Consider the following 21,526-nt stretch of genomic DNA (forward strand, 5'->3'; position numbering starts at 1 on the left):
GTTGGTGGATGAATGGATTCCGGGCTCGCGGCCTTGCCGCGCCCCGGAATGACATCACGTCCCCTTCGGCCGCACGATGGCCCAGCCGATGCGCAGCAGCTGCTGGCGGCCGGTCACCAGCCATTCGAAGGCGCGCGGCACTTCCGGCACGATGCCGGGAAAGCGTTTGAGGATGTCCGGCGGCGGCGTGCCCGCGGTGTCGGAGGCGCGCCAGACCACGACGCCGCCGGTCTCGTTGAACCTGGCCTGATTGATCCACGGCGTGCGCGCGGGCTCGGCATCGATGAACAGATGCGGGCGGCCGGAATGCAGCGCGATCAGGCTCGCAAGCTGGGTCTCGCCGGCCACCGCGCGCAGGCGATGGTTGGTGCGGCGGGCAAAGCTGTCGTCGAAGAAATCCGAGATCGCGCGCGCCGGCATCGAGGTCGCGATCTCATTGGCGCCGGTCCAGGGCAGGAGCAGGACGGCGAGCACGACGCCGGCGGCGGGCGCCACGACGGCGGCGGCCCACACCATCCGCAGCATCCGCGCGCGGCGCATCGCGATGAGGTCGCCGGCCCCCACGACCACGGCGAGCCCTGACATCACCAGCACGACGCCGGCACCGCCGACGACGGACTCGAGCCCGAACAGGCCGGAGATCAGCACCGCGCCGAGTGCAGGCGCCAGCGCGAAGAAATAGACGAAGTTGCGTGCGAGCGGCTCGACCGGCGGACGGTAGATGATCGGCGCCTCCTCGCCCTTGGCGACGAACAGGCCGCTGTTGAGGAAGGTCAGCGCCGGGATCGCCGCGGCCCCGAGCACGAGCCCGCCGAGCAGCCAGGCCGCATGAATCGCGCGGGCACTCAGCTCGGCGACCTCAGGCAAGGCCGGCAGGACCAGCGTCTCGGCGCGCATCAGCCAGACCGCATAGGGCAGCGCCAGCGCGGCGACGACGATTAGCGCGAACAGCGGATCGAGCGCGCGCAGCGTGCGGCGGCCGCCGGCGGTCGCGACCGCGAAGACGACGAGCAGCAGGAGCAGGAAGACCGCCGCGGGCGTCGTCAGCAGCAAGAGGCCGGCCTCGATCGACCAGGCGAACCAGGCGTTGCCGCGGCGCTGGCCGATGATCTGCCAGGAATGCAGCAGCAGCAGCGCCCACAGCGGCCGCGCCAGCACCAGCGGGCCGAAATCGAGCGCGGGCGAGGAGAAGGCCAGCGCCGTCATCGTCAGCAGCACGGCCAGCACCGCCTGCTGCGAGCCGACCACGGCACGGGAGAGGTGATAGAGCGCGACGAAGGTCGCGATCTCGCAGAGCTGCGCGAGGACATAGACGCCGAACATGTGGCCGCCCGCGGCGCGATAGGCGATGTCGGCGAGCCAGACCGGCAGCGGCGGGCCGAGATCGGTGCCGACCTGGTATTCCCTGCCGAAGGCCAAGAGGGTCGCAAGGGTGCCGGGCGGGCTGCGATAGAACACCAGCGCCACGAACAGCCACATCGCCGCCTGGAGCAGCACGACGATCCACACGATCAGCCGCGGCCGGGCGCGAATGAGCTCGATGACCAGGGAGGTAAACCGCATGCAACGCCCGAAAGATGCAGCCAACCCGTCCAGCCGGCCCTATTCGCTCACGAGTGTTTTGATAAAGCGCGCTGCGCGTCGTGGCAACTGAGTCTGGTCTCCCTCTCCCCGTTCTTACGGGGAGAGGGTCGGGGTGAGGGGCTGCCTCCGCAATCATCGTGAGAGATGGACTCGCGGAGGCTCCCCCTCACCCGGAATTCAAGCTGCGCTTGAATTCCGGCCTCTCCCCGCACGCGGGGAGAGGCGAAGCGCCTGCGATGAAAGATGGGTTCTAGAGGCCTGCCGACGCGTCGACCTCGACGCTCGCTTCCACCTGCACCTCGACCTCGGTGACGGAGAACAAGTCCTGCACCGGCGCCACCGTCCAGGGCATGTGCTTGGCGCGGGCGGCGGCGACCGGGGCGAAGAAGCTGCGGTGGTGGACGGTGGGGCCGAGGCGGTTCAGCGCGTCGAGATGCTCGGGGACGGCGTAGCCCTTGTGCTGCTCGAAGCCGTAGCCCGGGCAGTCCTGCGCCAGCGCGCACATCAGCCGGTCGCGCGTCACCTTGGCGACGATCGAGGCCGCCGCGATCGACAGGACGATGCCGTCGCCACCGATCACGGCCTCGCAGTCGCATGCCGTATCGAGCCGGTCGCGGCCGTCGACGAAGACGTGGCGGGGCTGCTCGGGCAGCGCCACCACGGCACGCTTCAGCGCCCACAGCGAGGCGCGCAGGATGTTGTCGCGATCGATCCGCGCGGGCGAGGCGACCGCGACCGAGACCTGCGCTGTGGCGCAGATCTTGTCGAACAGCTTCTCGCGCTGCTCCGCCGTCAGGCGCTTGGAATCGTCGATGCCGCGCGGAATGCGGTCGGGGTTGAGAATCACTGCGGCCGCGACCACGGGACCCGCGAGCGGCCCGCGGCCGGCCTCGTCGCAGCCCGCGACCGGCCAGATGCCGCGCTTGATCAGCGCGCGCTCGCGGCGGAAGCTCGGCGGTGCGACGGCGATGACGCCTTTCGCGCCCGTGCCCTTGCCGATCGAAGGCTTGGCTGCCGAGGCCTTTCCAGCCTTTGCAGGTGCTGCCTTGTTCGCAGCGTCCTTCTTGGGCGCAGCTTTGGCCGACGTCTTGGCGGACTTGTCCCGAATCATGGCCGGGATCGTGCGCAAGCGGCCTGCCCAGCGCAACCGGGAACCCCTCGCAATTCCCGTTATGTTATTCAGGCCGGCGGCCCTACTCCGCCAGATGCACCCGCCGGTCCTCGCCGACCTCGATGCCGGGCGCGACCACGGCCTCCCAGACATGGCCGTCGGGATCGGCAAAATAGCCGCAATAGCCGCCGTAATCGGTCTCGCACGCAGCCTTCAGCAGGCTTGCTCCCTTGCTGACGGCGAAAGCCAGCACCGCATCGACCTCCTCACGCGCGCGGCAGTTCCAGGCGAGCGTGATGCCGCGGAAGGTCGTCGGCCTCGGTTGGTCCGGCAAGGCCGCGTCGGCCGCGAGCTGATCCCAGTGAAACAGGGCAAGCACCGGACCGCCGGTATCGTAGAAGGCAACGGCCTCGCCGGTCGCCTTCAGCCGGCGCGAAAAGCCAAGGGAATCATAGAACGCGATGCTGGCGCGGATGTCGCTCACGCCGAGCGTGATGACGGTGAGCCGCGGCACCGGGGGCGGCAGTTCCTTACGCATGACACACCTCGTTCGCCCCGGCTCCTAGAACAGGCTGAGCTGATCGCCGTTCCGCTTCGGCCGCGCAAAGTGATCCATCGTCAATCTTGCGCGACGCTTGTTGAGCCCGAGCCTGTCGCAGGCGATCTCGAAGCGGCGGCCGATGGTCCAGGCCATCGGGCCGGTGCCCTTCATGCGCTCGCCCCATTTCGCGTCGTAATCGCGCCCGCCGCGCATGTCGCGGATCAGGGTGAAGACGTGGCGATAGCGGTCCGGATAGTTCGCCATCAGCCATTCGCGGAAGAGATCGCGCACCTCCAGCGGCAGCCGCAGCAGCACGTAGGAGGCTTCCTTGACGCCGGCATGGGCGGCCGCATCGAGAATACGCTCGATCTCGGAATCGTTCAGCGCGGGGATCACGGGCGCGACCATCACGGTGGTGGGAATGCCGGCGTCGGAGAGCTGCTTCAGCGCCTCCAGCCGCTTCGGCGGCGTCGAGGCGCGCGGCTCCATGGTGCGCGCCAGCTTCGGATCGAGCGAGGTCACCGAGATCGCGACCTTGGCGAGGTTGCGCTTGGCCATGCGCGAGAGAATGTCGATGTCACGCGCCACCAGCGCCGATTTGGTGACGATGCCAACGGGATGACCGGCGCGCTCCAGCACCTCAAGGATGCCGCGCATGATTTTGCGCTCGCGCTCGATCGGCTGATAGGGATCGGTGTTGGTGCCGATCGCGATCATCCGTGGCTCATAGCCTGTTGCCGCGAGCTCCTTCTCGAGCAGCGCCGGGGCCTCCGGCTTGACGAACAGTTTTGACTCGAAGTCGAGCCCCGGCGACAGGCCGAGATAGGCATGGGTCGGCCGCGCGAAGCAGTAGACACAGCCATGCTCGCAGCCGCGATAGGGATTGATCGAGCGGTCGAAGCCGATATCGGGGGAATCGTTGCGGGTGATCACCTTGCGCGAGGTGTCGACCGCGACCGTGGTCTTGAATGGCGGCAGCTCTTCCAGGCTCTGCCAGCCGTCGTCGAAGGCGACGCGCGCCTCGGCTTCATAGCGGCCGCTGGCGTTGGACTGCGCGCCCCGCCCTCGCCTGCGCTGCTTGTCGATGGCGACAGCGAGCTCGGGGAAATCAGAAGGCGCACCCGCCGGCTCGGAGGGCGCCGTGACCGGCGGGTGCTTGAGAGCATGAGAGGATGCTGGACTCATGAAGCCAAGATAGCACGCCGAAAGAACAAATCAAGAACAAGAACGAAAAACGTGAAAACAACCCCATGCACAGTAGAGCCGCCCAAACTTCGGGCGCCCGCCTTTGACCTCACGCAACACCGCTGTCACCACCATCTCGTTTGATGCCGCCAAGGATCGATCGCGCTGGAACTCAGTTGGTGACGATCCCGGGTGAAGGTCGGCAGGAACATGACAAATCAACAACAATCGGCCGCCGCGAGCAGTGACCTCGATCTCCTCGATCGCTACTGGCGCGCCGCCAACTACCTCTCCGTCGGGCAGATCTACCTGCTCGACAACCCCCTGCTGCGCGAGCCGTTGCGGCCCGAGCACATCAAGCCGCGTTTGCTCGGCCATTGGGGCACGACGCCCGGCTTGAACTTCATCTACGCCCATCTCAACCGCGTCATCCGCGCGCTTGATCTCAACGTGCTCTATGTCTGCGGTCCCGGTCATGGCGGGCCGGGCATGGTCGCCAACACCTATCTCGAGGGCAGCTACAGCGAGATCTATCCCGACATCGCGCGCGATAAGGACGGATTGCGCAAGCTGTTCAGGCAGTTCTCCTTCCCCGGCGGCATTCCGAGCCACGCCGCGCCGGAGACGCCGGGCTCGATCCATGAAGGCGGCGAGCTCGGCTACGCGCTGGTGCATGCCTATGGCGCGGCGCTGGACAATCCCGACCTGATCGTCGCCTGCGTCGTCGGCGACGGCGAGGCCGAGACCGGCCCGCTCGCGGCCTCCTGGCACTCCAACAAGTTCCTGAACCCCGCCCATGACGGCGCGGTGCTGCCGATCCTGCACCTCAACGGCTACAAGATTGCCAATCCGACCGTGCTCGGGCGGATGCCTGATAGCGAGATCCGCGATCTGTTCCGCGGGTTCGGCCATGAGCCGCTGTTCGTCGAGGGCGACGATCCCAAATTGATGCACCGGATCATGGCGGACGCGCTCGACGTCGCATTCGCCAGCATCCGCTCGATCCAGCAGCACGCCCGCGACGGGCGTACGAGCGTCGAGCGGCCGCGCTGGCCGATGATCGTGCTGCGCAGCCCGAAGGGCTGGACCGGCCCGAAGGAAGTCGACGGCAAGAAGGTCGAAGGTTTTTGGCGCGCGCATCAGGTGCCGGTCGCAAGCTGCCGCGAGAACCCGGCGCATCTGAAGGTGCTCGAAGACTGGATGCGCAGCTACGAGCCGGAAAAACTGTTCGACGCGAGCGGCGCGCTCATCCCCGAGCTCCAGGCGCTGGCGCCCAAGGGCACTCGCCGCATGGGCGCCAATCCGCATGCCAATGGCGGGGTGCTGAAGAAGGAGCTGAAGCTGCCGGACTTCCGCAGCTTCGCCGTCGACGTGCCGCAACCCGGCGCCGTCACGGGAGAAGCGACGCGCGAGCTCGGCAAATTCTTGCGCGACGTCATCCGGCTCAATGCGCAAGAGCGCAATTTCCGCATCATGGGTCCGGACGAGACGGCGTCAAATCGTCTCGACGCAGTGTTCGAGGCGACCGAACGGGTCTGGATGGAACCGATCGAATCCTACGATGTCCATCTCGCCCAGGACGGCCGCGTGATGGAGGTGTTGAGCGAGCATCTCTGCCAGGGCTGGCTCGAAGGCTATCTGCTCACCGGTCGCCATGGTTTCTTCTCCTGCTACGAGGCCTTCATCCACATCGTGGATTCCATGTTCAACCAGCACGCCAAATGGCTGAAGGTGACGCGGCACCTGCCGTGGCGGCGTCCGATCGCCTCGCTCAATTATCTGTTGACCTCGCATGTCTGGCGCCAGGACCATAACGGCTTCAGCCACCAGGATCCCGGCTTCGTCGACCTCGTCGCCAACAAGAAGGCCGACATCGTCCGCATCTACTTCCCGCCGGATGCCAACACGCTGCTGTGGATCGCCGATCACTGCCTGCGAACGTACAACCGCATCAACGTGATCGTCGCCGGCAAGCAGCCGGCGCCGCAATGGCTGTCGATGCAGGACGCCGCCACGCATTGCGATGCCGGCATCGGCATCTGGGCCTGGGCGGGCACGGAAGACGCGGGCGAGGAGCCCGATCTGGTGATGGCCTGTGCCGGCGACGTGCCGACATTGGAGACGCTTGCCGCCGTCGACCTCCTGCGCAAGGCGCTGCCGGATCTGAAGATCCGCGTCGTCAACGTCGTCGACCTGATGACGCTGCAGCCGCAGGACCAGCACCCGCACGGACTTTCCGACCGCGACTTCGACGGCCTGTTCACGCGCGACAAGCCGGTGATCTTCGCCTATCACGGCTATCCCCATCTGATCCACCGGCTGACCTATAACCGCACCAACCATGCCGGCCTGCATGTGCGCGGCTTCGCCGAGGAAGGCACCACGACGACGCCGTTCGACATGGTCGTGCTCAACGAGCTCGACCGCTACCACCTCGCGATCGAGGCGATCGAACGCGTGCCGGGACTTGCGACCAGGGCCGCGCCGGCGAAGCAGCAACTCCGCGACAAGCTGATCGAACACTCACGTTACGTGCGCGAGCACGGCGAGGACATGCCTGAGATCCGCGACTGGGTCTGGCCGGGCAGGCCGGGCTGACGCCATGCCGGCGTTCGAGGCGGTTCTCGTCCTCAACTCGGGCTCGTCGAGCATCAAGTTCGGCCTGTTCGATATCTCGGCGGCCGAGCCTGAGCTGCTCTGCAAGGGCCTGCTCGACGAGCACGAGGCCAGGCCACGGCTCGTCGTGAAGGGCCCTGCGGGCGAAGATCTGTTCGAGACGCGGCGGGACGAGACCGATGCCGACGGCGGTCATCTGTTCGCCGAGGTGCTCGCCTTCATCGACGACCGGTTCGGACAAGACAGCTTGCGCGCGGCCGGCCACCGCATCGTTCACGGCGGGCCGGATCATTCAGGTCCGGTCGAATTGACCGATAATGTCTACGCGAAGCTGGAGGCGCTGACGCCGCTGGCCCCGCTGCACCAGCCGCGCTGCCTCGCGCCAATCCGCACCCTCTCCGCGATCCGTCCCGCGCTGACCCAGATCGCTTGCTTCGACACCGCCTTCCATCACGGACTTGCACCGCCTGCGAGCCGCTTCGCGATTCCGAGGCGCTATGAACAGCGGGGCATCCGGCGCTACGGCTTTCACGGGCTGTCGTTCGAATATGTCGCGGGCCGTCTCGCGGGAATCGCGCCGCAGCTCGTTGCGAGGCGCACCGTCATCGCGCATCTCGGCAATGGCGCAAGCCTCTGCGCACTCCGCAACGGCCGCAGCGTCGACACCACGATGGGACTGACGCCGCTCGACGGCCTCGTGATGGGCACGCGAAGCGGCGCGATCGACCCCGGCGTGCTGCTCTATCTGCAACAGCACGAGAGGATGTCCGTCGAGGATGTCCAGCACCTGCTCTATCACGAGTCAGGCCTGCGCGGCGTTTCCGGCCTCTCCGCAGACATGCGCACGCTGCTCGCAAGCCGCGAGGCTGCAGCGCGGGAGGCGGTCGATCTCTTCGTCTTCCGTGCGGCGCAGGAGATCGCGATGATGGCGACCACGCTCGGCGGGCTGGACTGCCTGGTCTTCACCGGCGGCATCGGCGAGCATGCCGGCGAGATCCGCAGCGCGATCGGCGAGCGCCTCGCCTGGCTCGGCGTGCGCATCGATGCAGCGGCGAACGCCGCGGCGCGCGAACGGATCGGCAGCGCCGACAGTGCGGTGGATATTTTCATCATTCCCACCAACGAAGAGATCACGATCGCGCGCCATTGCGCCGCGCTGCTGCGCGAACGACACGCTGCGTGACGGTTTTATGAATGATCTGACGCAATGAGGCCGTCGCAACTTCGCGGCATAAGGACGGCATCAATCGTTGTGCGGACAGACCATGAAAACCCAGATCATCGAAGAACTCGGACAGGGCGACATCCTGTTGCCCGCGCTGGTGGCGGAAGGGCTTGCCGCCAATGACCGCATCAAGGTGCGGATGAGCGCGCTCCAGGCGGCGGCCCGGCATGCGCAGGACCCCGATCGCCCCGCCAGCGAGCTTGCGGTCGAGAGTCACGCCGCCGGCATTGCACCGGCCGCGATCGCAACGCTGATCGGCGGCGCCCATCTGGTCGGACCGTCCCGGCTCGCGGCGCCGAACCTCGCCAAGCTGATGAAGGAGATCCAGGACGACGCCGCGGCCATGATCCGCGCCGTCAGCGCCGGCGCAGCGTCAGACGGCGACAAGGCGAACGCGCGGCTGACGGCCGTCCGGAGCGCGGGCCTGCTCGATGCCACCAACGAGATCGATCTCGCACGCATTGCCCGTCTGACCGGCGTTGCCGAGGCGGCCGGCGACAGCCTGCATCGGCTGGTGATGGATCTGCACAAGGCGCTGAACAAGCTTGCGGCGAACTGTTCGGAGGAAACGCTCGACGGTGCCCATGTGTTCGGCCTGCACGGCGAAGATCGCGGCGCGGTGGAGGCCTTCATGAAGGGCCTGAACCAGACGCGCAGGCTGAAGTTCAACCACCCCGGCCTCGACACCATGGCGACCCGCTCGGGCGGCCGGCTGCTGATCCAGAACGACATCGGCACCACGGACGCCCATGTCGTGGTGATCGCGGTCAAGAAGAACGCGGTCACCGTCACCTACACCGACGTGCACCTGGCGCGGGCAAAATTCTTCATCTCGCTGTTCGACAAGTTCGAGGCGAGCTGGAGCGGGCTCGACCGTCACACCGCCGCAGGCCTTGGCGAAGACAATTCATTCTATCTCGTCACCGGCCAGTATCAGCCGGGTCACGCCGTGGATCGCAACGAATTCCTCGCAGCCGTGGGCGCCGCGCTGGTGTTTCTGATCGACTGGAACAAGGCGCGCAAGCTGCTGCGGACCTGGGTTGCCAAGGACGACGCCACGCGAATCCTCGAATGGGCGGCGCGAGCGCGGATCGGCCATCGCGGCTTTCTCGAACTCGGCGGCAACGAGCTCCTGGGGTCGGCGGTGCGCAACGCGGCCCCCGCGCGCATCGGCTTCGGCGAGCGGCTCGACCAGGCGCTCGGCCGCGCCGCCGCGATCGATTTCCTCAAGGCGGCGCTGCGCGCCTCCACCGAGGCGCTGCTCGCAGGTCGCTCCGTCAGGACGGTCCGCGACCAGATCGAAGCCGACCTGGTGCGGCATCTGGAGCGCGTCGACGGCACCCTGCTCGCCGCGGTGCTGCGCCAGATCGGGCTTGCTCATGATCTCGTCGCGGCGATCTCTCGCCATCTCGCAGCGCTTCGGGCCGGCCAGCCGGCCGACCGCAAGCTGCTGGCGGAACGCTGCGGCGCGATCGAGCAGAAGGCCGATCGCATTGCGCTGGAGACGCGCAAGGAGGTCGACCGGCTCAACGCCCGGCCAACGATCGCCCAATTGATCGATCGCGCCGAAGAGGCCGTCGACGAACTGGAGCAGGCGGCCTTCATCGCCTCGCTGATGCCGGAGCGGACCGATCCGTCGCTGCTGGCCGCGCTCGCCGAACTCTGTGCGGTGGCGATGACCGCGACCGAGGTCGCGGCCAGCGGCGTCGCGGCGGCCACCGACGTGCCGGAAGGGCGGCGCGCGGATTCCGAGGATGCGCTGTCCGCCGTGACCCGTCTGATCGATGCCGAACATGCCGCGGACGGCCACGAGCGCGCGACGACCGCGCTGGTCTTCGGCGGCGGCTTCGACGTCGCGACCTCGCTCTCGGTGCTCGAGCTTGCCCGCGCCATCGAGCGCGCCACCGACCGTTTTGCCGGCTTCGGACATCTGTTGCGGCGGCACATCATGATCGATCTCGCAGCCTAGGGGAAACCACCATGCATATCGTGCGTATCGGCGCCGAGGCGACCGAATTGCATCCCGCCGAGGAGATCGGCGCCAAGGCCGCCAACCTCGCCCGGATGGCGGCGCTGGGCCTGCCGGTGCCGCCGGCCTTCGTGCTGCCGGTCAAGCTCTGCGCCGACATCATCGCAGGGCACGCGCATGCGGAGCGTCATCTGAGCGACGGGCTCAAGGAAGGAATTGCCTTCCTGGAGAGCGCGACCGGAAGGCGCTTCGGCGACCGGCGGCTGCCGCTGCTGGTCTCGGTGCGCTCGGGTGCCGCCCGATCGATGCCGGGCATGCTCGACACCGTCCTCAATGTCGGCTGCACGTCGGATGCCGTGCACGGCCTGATCCGTGCGACCGGCCGGCCGCGGCTCGCCTGGGACTGCCGGCGGCGCTTCCTGGAGAGTTTTGGCGAGACGGTGCTCGGGCTGGATGCCGCAGCATTCGCGGCCCGCATCTCCGAACTGGTCGAAGCCGAAGGTGCCGAGAACGATCGCGCGCTCGACAGCGAAGCGCTGGAGCGGCTTGCCGGCGACGAACAGACGCTGGTCGAGGATCACGCCGATGGCTGGCTCGAGGATGCGGTCGCGCAGCTCGAGGCCGCGGCGCAAGCCGTCTACCGGTCCTGGACGAGCGAGCGGGCGAAGACCTATCGGAAACTCCAGCAACTCGAAGGGCTCAAGGGCACAGCCGTCACGGTACAGGCGATGGTGTTCGGCAATGGCGGGCTGGCATCGGGTGCCGGCGTCGCTTTCTCGCGCGACCCTTCGACCGGCGCACCGCGCCCGATGATCGATCTCGTGCTCGATGCGCAGGGCGAGGACGTCGTGTCCGGGCGCCGCAGCCCCGACGCGGAGGATGCGATCGTGCGCGCACTGCCGCGGATCGAAGCCGAGCTTGGCGATATCCTGAAGCGGCTCGAGCGTGAATTTTGCGACGTGCAGGACGTCGAGTTCACCGTCGAGGATGGCAGGCTGTGGATCCTCCAGACGCGCACGGCCAAGCGAACGCCGCGTGCGGCGGTCAGGATCGCGATCGACCTCGTGCATGAGGGGCTGATCACGCAGGGCGAGGCACTGGAGCGGATCGCCGGGATCGACCTCGCCTCGCTCGCCGCGACCGCGCTGGTCGGCGCGGACGAGCCGGCGGCGATCGGCATCGGCGCGTCCGGGGGCATCGGCGTCGGCCGCGCGGTCTTCGACGCCGAAAGCGCCCAGCGCCTGTCAGCCAGCGGCGATCCGGTCATCCTGCTGCGTCCCGATACCAGCACCGCAGACGTCGCGGGCTTCGCGGTGGCGGCCGGCATCGTCACGGCGGTCGGCGCGCGCACCTCGCATGCGGCGCTGGTGGCGCGGCAGATGGGCAAGCCCTGCGTGGTCGGCTGTCACGCGCTGAAGATCGATCCTGTGGCGCGGCAGGCCCGGCTTGCCGACGCGACATTGTCGGAGGGCGACTGGATCACGATCGAGGGCGATGCGGGACAACTCTATCTCGGGCGCTGCCGGACGGTGGAGACGCGCCCCGACGCCGAACTCGCCGAGATCGCGACATGGCAATCGCAGGCCGGCGACCTCGATCCGCCGGCACGCGCCGCCGCGGCTCAGTGAATGCCGGCGAAGATCTGGATACACCCGATTGCGACCTCGATCAGGATCAGCACCACCACGGCGATCTCGAGACGCAGCGAGCGCTGGGTGTCGATGATGTCGGTCAGCGCGTTGGCGGTCTCGGATACGGCGGTGAGCTTGCGCTCGAGCGTGTCCAGACGCTCCTTCAATTCGTACTCGTCTTCCAGGCGGGCATAGAGGCGGTCGAGCTCGGGCTTCTCCCAGAGCACGTCGGGCTTCTCGGCAACGGCGACGCGGCCGGCGACGCGTTGCTGCACCAGCAGCGCGTTGCCGATCAGTTGCAGAATGGCCCTGCGCCGGCGCGGCGTGCGGCCGCGCTCGGCGAGCTCGCGCGCGAACGGCTCGATGACGTCGAACACCGCCGCGACACGCCGTTCGTCGCGTGCCAGCGACGTGCTCTTGGCGAGCGCGTCGGCGACCAGAAGCAACCGGTCGTCGGAGAATTTGGCGAGGCAGATCGGCCCGCCCGGCTGGATCACCTCGGCGTTCTCGTCGTTGCAGAGCTGCGCCTGCGCGGTCTCCTCCTCATAGGGGCTGAACTCGCCGATCACACGCGGCTTCAGGCCGTCGATCAGCACCTTCTCCTCCGAAGGCAACAGGCCGATCAGCACCACGACACCGTAGCGGAAGATCACGGCAAGGCCGGCATGGACGCGGAAGGCGGCCGGCGTCGACGACACCAGCGCGCCGAGCTCGAGGCCCGAGGCATTGATGCGGTCGCCCAGCATCAGCGCCCGGATCCGCAAGGTCGGCGCGGCGGCCGGCCGGGGAGATGTTGACGGCGCGCTAACGGCAAGTTGATCGGCGGTCATGCGAAGCTCTCTTCAGCAACATGGATTGCCTGCTTTTCCCGTTCCCGGACGTCGTCCCGCTCGCATCCTCCTGTTGCAGGATTGCGATCCGCCTGCGTCGCGCCCAGTATCGGTACGAAACTCCGGGTTAATACGGTCAAGGCGAAGTTGCGCCGAAAAATTCGGCAATATTGCCACCTCGCGCGGAACATCTTTGGATCCGATGGCGCTGGCAGTTTACCATCGAACAGCGAAGCCCCGCCGAAAAGTTGCACTCGGCAATGCCGCGTGTTTATGACAACATCATAACAAGTTACGCTTCTCCCGAAGTGCGGACATCGAAGCCTCAATCATGCTGAGCGTCATCATTCCGACCGAGGGCGTCGAGCAGACGGCGGTTGCAACTCTGGCCGCGCTGGTCCCCGGCGCCGCCGCGGGCGTCATCCGCGAAGTGCTCCTGGTCGACGGCACCCGCAACGGCGTCATCGAGCGCGTGGCCGACGTCGCCGGCTGCCGTTTCATCGGCTACGAGGGATCCTCGCAGGGCGCGGCGCTCGCCGCCGGTGCGCTCCAGGCCCGCTCGCCCTGGCTGATGTTCCTGCCCGCGGGCGCCGTGCTGGAAACCGGCTGGATCGAGGAGACCACCCAGTTCATCCAGGCCGTCGCGAGCAGCGGCCGGGACCGGGCGGCGGTGTTCCGCTACGCCCGCTCGCCCTACACCGACACCGGATTCCGCGATTTGCTCCGCGCCGTGGCCCGCAAGCTGGTCGGCCCGCTCGGCGATCAGGGACTTTTGATCGCGCGCGACCATTACGACCGGATCGGCGGCTACCCGCCCCAGGCCCGCCGCTCCGAGGCGCGGCTGCTCCGGCGGCTCGGCCGCTCGTCCCGGACCATGCTGCGCAGCCGGATCGTCATGGTCGGTTGACGTCACCAAATACTTGCCAAAGTCAAATAACTATTTGACAATGGCAAGTATCGAGGTGACCCATGCCATTTGACGGAACAGACGACCACATCGCGGCGGTCCGCGCCTTCAACCGCTTCTATACCCGCGAGCTCGGCGTGCTCGACCAGCACCTTGGAAAAAGCCCGTTTTCGCTCAGCGAGGCCCGGGTGCTCTATGAACTCGCGCACCGCGACGATCTGGCGGCGAAAGAGATCGGAATCGAGCTTGGTCTCGACCCCGGCTATCTCAGCCGCATCGTCCAGAGCTTCGACGAAAAGGGGCTGATCACGCGAAGGCCCCTGCCCGCAGATCGCAGGCAATACCAGCTCAGCCTCACCGCCAAGGGCCGCCAGACCTTCGCCAAGCTGAACCTGAGCTCGCAAAACGAGGTCGCCGCAATGCTGGCTCGGCTTTCGGCCAGCGATGCAACGCGGCTCACGCAGGCCATGGCGACCATCGAGGCTGTGCTGGATCAACGTCGAAGCCAGCCTGCGGCTTTCATGCTGCGCAGCCATCGCGTCGGCGACATGGGCTGGGTCATCTCCAGGCAAGCCGCCGCCTATGCCGCCGACTACAACTGGGACATCAGCTACGAGGCGCTGGTCGCCGAGATCTGCGCGCAGTTCATCAAGAACTACGACGCCGCGCGCGAACATTGCTGGATCGCGGAAGCCGGTGGAGAGCCGATCGGCTCGATCTTTCTGGTCAAGGCCACGGACGAGATCGCCAAGCTGCGCCTGTTGCAGGTGGAGAAGAAGGCGCGCGGGCTCGGTGTCGGCCGCGCGCTGGTCGAGCAGTGCATCCAGGGCGCACGCGAGAGGGGCTACAGCAAGATGACACTGTGGACGCAGAGCATCCTGCTCGCCGCGCGCGGCATCTACCAGAATGCCGGCTTCAAGCTCGTGAAGGAAGAGAAGCACCACAGCTTCGGGGTAGATCTGGTGGGCGAGACCTGGGAGCGGGATCTCTGATCATTCGCAACGAGCGAGATGAGCATGAATGTGCCCTCGCCCCTTGCGGGAGAGGGCAGCGACGCTGGCAGACACACATTCACTTGGGTGAGGGGTCTGCCTCCGCGAGCATCCGTGTACGCGGATAGATACCCCTCATCCGGCGCTTCGCGCCACCTTCTCCCGCATCCGCCTTCGCCAAGGCTTCGGCGGACATGAGGGGAGAAGAAAGATAAAGCTACACCGTCGCGCCCTGCGCCTTCGGCCTTCGCAGATGCTCGTCGAGGCGTGGCATGATCTCGACGAAATTGCAGGGGCGCGTGCGGTAGTCGAGCTGGGCGGCGAGGATGCCGTCCCAGCCGTCGCGGCAGGCGCCGGGCGAACCCGGCAGGCAGAAGATGTAGGTCGCGCCGGCAACGCCCGCGGTGGCGCGGCTCTGGATCGTCGAGGTGCCGATCTTGGCGTGGCTCAGCAGGTGGAATGCGATCGAGAAACCGTCCATGCGCTTCTCGAACAAGGGCTCGATCGCCTCCGGCGTGACGTCGCGCCCGGTGAAGCCGGTGCCGCCGGTGGTGATGACGACGTCGACGCCGGCATCCGCAATCCAGCGGCGGATGACGGCGCGGATCGCCTCGACGTCGTCGGTGACGATCTCGCGCGCCGCAAGATGATGGCCGGCGCCGGTGAGGCGGTCGGCGAGCGTCTGGCCGGACTTGTCGTCGGCGAGCGCGCGCGTGTCGGAGACGGTGAGCACCGCGATGTTGAGCGGGATGAACTGTTTTGCTTCGTCGATGGAGGCCACGACTTCACTCCTGTTTCCCCAGCCACCGCCGTCATCCCCGGACGAACGCATTTGCGTTCGCTCGGGAGGTGCGCGCCCTTGCGCGCCTCGAAGGATGGGCCGGGGGACGTCATCCTTCGAGGCTCGCCGAAGAGGCGAGCACCTCAGGATGACGCCACTACTACTGCATTCCCGGATGCGCAATTGCGCATCATAGTTCGTGCTACGCTACGTCCGGGGGCACGAAGTCCAGTGTACTACGACCCGCCGCCGAACGTGTTGCAGGCCTGCACCGTGCCCTGCTGGTAGCCGGTCATGAACCATTGCTTGCGCTGCGCGGCCGAGCCGTGGGTAAAGGAATCGGGCACGACGCGTCCCGTGGCCTGGCGCTGCAGCGTGTCATCGCCGATCGCGCTGGCCGTGCTCAGCGCGGCGTCGATGTCGCCGGCTTCCAGGAAGTTCGGACGCTTCTTCGCCTCGCGGTTGACCCAGACGCCGGACAGGCAGTCCGCCTGCAACTCCACCTTGACCTGGAGCGCGTTGGCCTCGGCCTTGCTGCCGGCCTGCTGAAGCCGCGTCACGCGCGGAATGATGCCGAGCAGGTTCTGGATGTGGTGGCCGGCTTCATGCGCGATGATGTAGGCGGTGGTGAAGTTGCAAGCCGACTTGCCGGAGCAGCCGCGGAAGCGCGTCTCGACCTCGCGGAAGAAGCCGGTGTCGAGGAAGATGGTGCGATCCGGCGGACAGTAGAACGGGCCCATCGCCGACTGCGCCATGCCGCAGCGGCCGCCGTTGGTGGCGTTGCGGAACAGCACGATCTTCGGACCGGTGTAGGACTGGCCGCTGGCCTGGAAGATCTCGCTCCAGCGGTCGTCGATCTCGCCGAGGATGCCGGAGATCATGCTGCCCATCTCGTCGGTCGGCGCGCCGCGCTTGGCCGACGTCGACTGCCGATCGGTCTGGTAGCTCGGCGCCTGGCCGCCGCCGGTGAGGATCTCGGCGCCGCCGATCAGGATGCGCGGATCGATGCCGAAGGCATAGCCGATCAGGCCGAGCACGATGATGGTGCCGATGCCGAGCCCGCCGCCGCCCATGGGCAGGCCGAACCCGCCGCCTCCGCCGCCGCCCAACCCGCCGCCGCCTTCGTCGCGACGATCCTCGATGTCGTCGCTGCGGCGGAAATCATCGTAGCGCATGGCGGGCTTCCCTCAAGTCCTTGATGGCGTCAATTGGGCGCAAATGCGCCAAAGCTCAACGCGCCACATACGTAAAATTTCCGTTGCCTTTATCAATATCCCGCTCGGCAATTATTGCCTAGTGCGGCAGCATGCCGATGCCAGCAATTTTTTCCGGGGGTCGTGCAATTTTTTCCGAGAGAAATTCGGAGTCGTTTTGCAGCTCCGGCTGCTCCCGCAACGCGAAGAAACGCGAAATACACTGTAAAACTCGGCGAATGCGAATAGCGAACCACGCACGACGCGCGATGCGAGGCCTGCACACGAAAGCGGCGGATTAAGTCGATTTTTACTTTGCGCCTTCAATGTAACGGTCAGTCGGTTGTTTGGTCCCGCGTCGCCGACAGCGTCGCCTGAGTCAGAGTTCTTGAGTCATGGTAGAGTCGCGTCGCGGGGCGTCTGCAAGGGCGCCCCGCACAAACTTTGAGTCTTCGTCGCATCGCATCATCCTCGGTGATTGCGTCGCCGAGATGTCGAAGCTTCAGGCTGGTTCGGTCGATCTGGTGTTCGCAGATCCGCCGTACAATCTCCAGCTCAAGGGCGATCTCAAGCGCCCCGACGAATCCCATGTCGATGCCGTCAACGACGACTGGGACAAGTTCGATTCATTCTCCGCCTATGACGATTTCACCCGCGCCTGGCTGCTTGCCGCCCGCCGCGCGATGAAGCCGTCGGCGACGATCTGGGTGATCGGCTCCTATCACAACATCTTCCGCGTCGGCGCGATCATGCAGGACCTCGGCTTCTGGCTCCTGAACGACATCGTCTGGCGCAAGACCAACCCGATGCCGAATTTCCGCGGCCGCCGCTTCACCAACGCGCACGAGACCATGATCTGGGCTGCGCGCGACGAGAAGGCCAAGGGCTACACCTTCAACTACGAAGCGCTGAAGGCCGCGAACGAGGACGTGCAGGCACGTTCCGACTGGCTGATCCCGCTCTGCACCGGCGAGGAGCGCCTCAAGGGCGCCGACGGCAAGAAAGTGCACCCGACGCAGAAGCCGGAAGGCCTGCTCGCGCGCGTGCTGCTGTCGTCGTCAAAACCCGGCGACCTCGTGATCGATCCCTTCAACGGCACCGGCACCACCGGCGCCGTCGCCAAGCGCCTCGGCCGCTCCTATATCGGCTTCGAGCGCGACAAGACTTACGCCAAGGCCGCCGAGGCCCGCATCGCCGCCATCGAGCCGCTGCCGGAAGCAAGCCTCGCCCCGTTCATGACCGCGCGCGAGGCGCCGCGGGTCGCGTTCTCCGAACTGATCGAGCGCGGCATGATCATGCCCGGCACCAAGCTGTTCGACGCCAAGAAGAAGCTCGGCGCACTGGTTCGCGCCGACGGCGCCATCATGCTGGGCGACAAGGTCGGCTCGATCCACCGCATCGGCGCCGTGGCGCAGGGCGCGCAGGCTTGCAACGGCTGGACCTTCTGGCACGTCGAGACCAAGAAGGGTCTCAAGCTAATCGACGAGCTCCGCGCCGAAATCCGCGCCGGCATGGCGGCGGAGTAGTTTGCTCCGTCATTCCGGGGCGCGCGAAGCGGGAACCCGGAATCCATCGAACCACAGCACACGCCGCCCAATGGATTCCGGGCTCGCGCCCAGTGGCGCGCCCCGGAATGACGGCGGCAGTGGTTGAAAGCCAGCGGAACCAGGACTAGATTCGTCCGATCAGCCCCGTCCTGACCGGTGGGCCCCATGCGACGACAGTCCGAGACCTTGCTGCTGGTGCCGCTGCTGCCGATCTTCCTGGTCGGCATGTTTCCGATGTTCCTGATCGCGCTGCTGGGATTTTTCGGCCTCGCTCTGTTCGGCATGCTCGTGGTCTGCGTCGGGCTCGCCAGCAGCAACGAAGCCCATGACGACTTCAATCACGACGTCATCGTTCACGGCTATGCGCGCGGATCGGAGCGCGCCACGCAAGCGTCGAACATGCACACGGCGACGCGGCTGGCCCTGCGGCTGGAGGCCGTGGGCGCGGCCATGGTCATTACGGCGGCGATCGGCCTTTGTTACCCCGGCTGATCTGCGCGGCGCGCAGGTACCGCCCGGCAAACTCGCCGGTTGCTCCCCCGGACCAGGTTCAGGCAAGAAAAGGCGGCCTGGCGGCAATGACGCTGCGTTCGCGCGCGGCAACAGAGATTGGGGAGATGTGTGATGCTCAAATTCTATTTCAACGGTTCGCCGAACCCGACCAAGGTCGCGCTTTATCTCGAAGAGTCCGGCCTGCCCTTCGAGCCGGTGAAGATCGACACGCGCAAGGGCGAGCAGTTCACGCCGGAATTCCTCAAGATCAATCCGAACGGCAAGGTGCCGGCGATCGACGATGGCGGCACGATCGTGTTCGACTCGAACGCCATCCTGCTCTATCTCGCCGAGAAGACCGGAAAATTCCTGCCCGCCGCCTCGTTGCGCGGCGAGACGCTGTCATGGCTGATGTTCATCGCCACCGGCGTCGGCCCGTATTCGGGCCAGGCCGTGCACTTCAAGCATTTCGCGCCGAAGGACCTGAACCACGACTACGCCCATAACCGCTATCAGTACGAGACCGATCGCCACTACAAGATTCTCGACGGCCACCTCAAGGGCCGCCGCTACATGGTCGGCGACAGCTATTCGATCGTCGACATGGCGCTGTGGGGCTGGGCGCGGATGGTGCCGTTCAAGCTCGGCGACGACGCCTTTGCGCGATACCCGAACGTGAAGCGGCTGGTGGACGAGATCTCGGCGCGCCCCGCGGCGGCGCGCGCGATCGCGTTGAAGGACAAGTTCACCTTCAAGGCCGAGATGGACGACGAGGCGAGAGGCAACATGTTCAAGCACATGACGACCAAGGTCGCCTGATCGCGCTACGCCTTCAGCTCGGGCCCACGCGCATGCGCGTGGGCCTTTGCTTTTGAAACGCCCGCGCCGATCAGGCGGCGTGGACCGAGTTCAGGAACCTGGCGACCTCCTGCTTCAGCCGGTTGCTGTCGGCCGACAGCGAGCGCGCCGCGGAGAGCACCTGCGAGGAGGCCGAACCGGTCTCGGAAGCGCCGCGCTGCACGTCGCCAATGTTGGTCGAGACGCGCTGGGTGCCGTGGGCCGCCTGCTGGACGTTGCGGGAGATTTCCTGCGTCGCCGCGCCCTGCTGTTCCACCGCAGCCGTGACCGTCGAGGAGATCTCCGACAGCCGCTCGATGGTGCCGCTGATCTCCTTGATCGAGCCGACCGACTCCTCCGTCGCGGCCTGGATGCCGGAGACCTGCAGGGCGATCTCGCCGGTGGCCTTCGCGGTCTGCTCGGCCAGCGCCTTGACCTCGGAGGCAACCACGGCAAAGCCGCGCCCGGCTTCGCCCGCGCGCGCCGCTTCGATGGTGGCGTTCAGCGCCAGCAGATTGGTCTGGCCGGCGATGGTGCTGATCAGCTCGACCACGTCGCCGATGCGGGCGGCGGCCTTGGAGAGCTCGCCGACCCGGTCGTTGGTCCTGCTCGCCTGCCCCACGGCCTCGTTGGCAATCCGCGCCGATTCCTGCACCTGGCGGGCGATCTCGCTGACAGAGGACGAGAGTTCTTCGGTCGCAGAGGCAACCGCCTGCACGTTGGCCGAGGCCTCTTGAGAGGCGCTGGCAACCTCAGTGGACAGGTCCTGGGCCCGCGAGGCGGTCGTGGTCAACGTGCCGGCCGAGGCCTCCAACTCGTTCGACGCCGACGACACGGTGTCGACGATCTCGCCGACCGCCTGCTCGAACTGGTCGGCGAGCCGGACCATGTCGGCCTTGCGGCTCTCGGCCTGCCGCGCCTCCACCTCGACCTGCTCCGCGCGCAGGCGCTCGGTGTCGACCATGTTGTTCTTGAACACCTCGATCGCCTTGGCCATGTCGCCGATCTCGTCGGCCTTGCCGCGGCCGGGAATCTCGACCGCGAGATTGCCGCCGGCGAGCAGCCCCATCGCGCGCGTCATCGAGGTCAGGGGACCCACGATGCTGCGGGCGATCAGGAAGGCGACGATCAATCCGAACAGGACGGCGAGGCCGCCCGCGATGGCCTGCACCGACGTCGTGCCCTCGATCACGGCTTCGGCGGTGGTGCGCGAATCCTTGTAATCCTTCTTCAGGGCGGTTTCCGCGACCTTGAGCTTGCCGATGCTCTCGACGATGAGCGGGGCAAGGTTCTTGTGGTAGATCTCGTCGGCCTGGAGCATCGCGGCCGACGTCGTCTCGAACGCAGATTTGTAGATTCCGAGCGAGGTCTTCACCGGCGCGAGCGTGGCGCGCAATTCCGTCGCCTGCGGGCTCTTTTCCAGCGCCGTGAGCCGCTGCATTGCCCTGTCCACATTCGTCCTGAAGTTGGCGGGCCCCTTGGTGTCGCGCAGGGCAAGGAAGCGCCAGTTTGCGATTTGGACGAGCAGGAGCCTGGATTCGAGGTCCGCAACGAGGGCCGCGGTGTCTTCGTCAACGGCTGCGCGCGCCGCGTCGACCAGCTTGCCCATCTTGACGGTCAGCTCGTCGCCGCTCGGCAGCAGCGTCGCCTTGCCCGTTCTCGCCTCGTTGACGGCGTCCCCGAGATTGTCACGCAGGCTTCGCATCCTGGCGATGTCGGCGATCAGATCGTTGTAGAGCTTGCGCCGCTCCTCGGAGGCCGTCCCCTTCGCCCCGACCTGCAACAGTTCGGTCGCCGCGGTCTCCCGTTCCGAAGCTTCCTTCATCGCAGGTTCGCTGGCGTCGTAAATGTAGCGCAGATTGGCCCGCTGGATCGCCTGGAGATGGGTCGAGATCTCCAGAACCCGCGCCGTGCTGTCCGAGAACGCCGAGAGTTTTGCGACCTGATCCTGCACGGCCCGTAAATTCCAGATGGCGACCACCGCCATCACGAGACCGACCGCCACCAAGGCCATGAAGCCTGCGTACAGGCGTCCCCTGATCCGCAAACGAAATTTCGGCATTCCCACTGTCCACCCAGATGCAT

At 66.7% G+C, this 21,526-nt stretch carries 17 protein-coding genes; 9 read left to right on the top strand and 8 right to left on the bottom strand.

Going from position 1 to position 21,526, the window contains the following annotated elements; all coding sequences use genetic code 11:
- Positions 1-54 precede the first annotated feature (54 nt).
- The 4 genes from BM118_RS22515 to BM118_RS22530 all read right to left on the bottom strand — a co-directional run bounded on the left by BM118_RS22515 (position 55) and on the right by BM118_RS22530 (position 4,421).
- A complete protein-coding gene (locus BM118_RS22515) occupies positions 55-1,563 on the bottom strand; it encodes a glycosyltransferase family 39 protein (protein ID WP_092187686.1) in 1,509 nt (502 codons plus the stop codon).
- 271 nt (positions 1,564-1,834) lie between these two features.
- On the bottom strand, positions 1,835-2,695 hold the full coding sequence (locus BM118_RS22520; protein ID WP_092187975.1) for a ribonuclease HII: 861 nt from the start codon (positions 2,693-2,695) through the stop codon (positions 1,835-1,837).
- Positions 2,696-2,777: 82 nt separating this feature from the next.
- A complete protein-coding gene (locus tag BM118_RS22525; protein WP_092187687.1) occupies positions 2,778-3,233 on the bottom strand; it encodes a VOC family protein in 456 nt (151 codons plus the stop codon).
- Positions 3,234-3,257: 24 nt separating this feature from the next.
- Positions 3,258-4,421: a PA0069 family radical SAM protein gene (locus BM118_RS22530; protein ID WP_092187688.1), complete on the bottom strand. Its 1,164-nt coding sequence runs from the start codon at positions 4,419-4,421 to the stop codon at positions 3,258-3,260.
- 210 nt (positions 4,422-4,631) lie between these two features.
- Between BM118_RS22530 and BM118_RS22535 the strand changes: the two genes are divergently transcribed.
- The 4 genes from BM118_RS22535 (at position 4,632) to BM118_RS22550 (ending at position 11,859) form a co-directional block, all read left to right on the top strand.
- Complete coding sequence (locus BM118_RS22535) at positions 4,632-7,019, top strand: phosphoketolase family protein (protein WP_177234577.1); 2,388 nt, start codon at positions 4,632-4,634, stop codon at positions 7,017-7,019.
- Between the two features lie 4 nt (positions 7,020-7,023).
- Positions 7,024-8,220, top strand: a complete 1,197-nt coding sequence (locus BM118_RS22540) for an acetate/propionate family kinase (RefSeq protein WP_092187690.1) — start codon at positions 7,024-7,026, stop codon at positions 8,218-8,220.
- Between the two features lie 82 nt (positions 8,221-8,302).
- Positions 8,303-10,231, top strand: a complete 1,929-nt coding sequence (locus tag BM118_RS22545) for a hypothetical protein (protein ID WP_092187691.1) — start codon at positions 8,303-8,305, stop codon at positions 10,229-10,231.
- 11 nt (positions 10,232-10,242) lie between these two features.
- On the top strand, positions 10,243-11,859 hold the full coding sequence (locus tag BM118_RS22550) for a PEP/pyruvate-binding domain-containing protein (protein WP_092187692.1): 1,617 nt from the start codon (positions 10,243-10,245) through the stop codon (positions 11,857-11,859).
- On the opposite strand, the gene BM118_RS22555 is transcribed toward BM118_RS22550, so the two are convergent.
- Positions 11,853-12,692 carry an RMD1 family protein gene (locus BM118_RS22555; protein ID WP_092187693.1) on the bottom strand — a complete coding sequence of 280 codons (840 nt, stop codon included), beginning with the start codon at positions 12,690-12,692 and terminating at the stop codon, positions 11,853-11,855. The genes BM118_RS22550 and BM118_RS22555 overlap by 7 nt on opposite strands.
- Positions 12,693-13,023: 331 nt before the next feature.
- On the opposite strand from BM118_RS22555, the gene BM118_RS22560 reads away from it, so the two are divergent.
- Complete coding sequence (locus tag BM118_RS22560) at positions 13,024-13,599, top strand: glycosyltransferase family protein (RefSeq protein ID WP_092187694.1); 576 nt, start codon at positions 13,024-13,026, stop codon at positions 13,597-13,599.
- 62 nt (positions 13,600-13,661) lie between these two features.
- Positions 13,662-14,591, top strand: a complete 930-nt coding sequence (locus tag BM118_RS22565; protein ID WP_092187695.1) for a bifunctional helix-turn-helix transcriptional regulator/GNAT family N-acetyltransferase — start codon at positions 13,662-13,664, stop codon at positions 14,589-14,591.
- A gap of 217 nt (positions 14,592-14,808) precedes the next feature.
- Here the strand turns inward: BM118_RS22565 and moaB are convergent, their stop codons facing one another.
- Both moaB and ypfJ read right to left on the bottom strand, forming a co-directional pair.
- Positions 14,809-15,372, bottom strand: coding sequence for a molybdenum cofactor biosynthesis protein B (gene moaB / locus BM118_RS22570; RefSeq protein ID WP_092187696.1), 564 nt, complete (start codon positions 15,370-15,372; stop codon positions 14,809-14,811).
- A gap of 236 nt (positions 15,373-15,608) precedes the next feature.
- Positions 15,609-16,547 (bottom strand): KPN_02809 family neutral zinc metallopeptidase, encoded by a 939-nt coding sequence (gene ypfJ, locus BM118_RS22575; protein WP_092187697.1) that lies wholly within the window; start codon positions 16,545-16,547, stop codon positions 15,609-15,611.
- Between the two features lie 413 nt (positions 16,548-16,960).
- On the opposite strand from ypfJ, the gene BM118_RS22580 reads away from it, so the two are divergent.
- From BM118_RS22580 to BM118_RS22590, 3 genes are all read left to right on the top strand, one after another.
- Positions 16,961-18,091 carry a site-specific DNA-methyltransferase gene (locus BM118_RS22580; protein ID WP_092187698.1) on the top strand — a complete coding sequence of 377 codons (1,131 nt, stop codon included), beginning with the start codon at positions 16,961-16,963 and terminating at the stop codon, positions 18,089-18,091.
- Between the two features lie 186 nt (positions 18,092-18,277).
- Complete coding sequence (locus BM118_RS22585; RefSeq protein WP_092187699.1) at positions 18,278-18,604, top strand: hypothetical protein; 327 nt, start codon at positions 18,278-18,280, stop codon at positions 18,602-18,604.
- A 132-nt stretch (positions 18,605-18,736) separates the two neighbouring features.
- A complete protein-coding gene (locus BM118_RS22590) occupies positions 18,737-19,423 on the top strand; it encodes a glutathione S-transferase family protein (protein ID WP_177234579.1) in 687 nt (228 codons plus the stop codon).
- A gap of 70 nt (positions 19,424-19,493) precedes the next feature.
- Here BM118_RS22590 and BM118_RS22595 read toward each other — a convergent pair whose 3' ends face one another.
- Positions 19,494-21,503: a HAMP domain-containing methyl-accepting chemotaxis protein gene (locus BM118_RS22595; protein ID WP_177234580.1), complete on the bottom strand. Its 2,010-nt coding sequence runs from the start codon at positions 21,501-21,503 to the stop codon at positions 19,494-19,496.
- Between the last annotated feature and the right edge of the window lie 23 nt (positions 21,504-21,526).

The sequence above is a fragment of the Bradyrhizobium sp. cf659 genome (assembly GCF_900113725.1).
Taxonomy (GTDB): Bacteria; Pseudomonadota; Alphaproteobacteria; order Rhizobiales; family Xanthobacteraceae; genus Bradyrhizobium.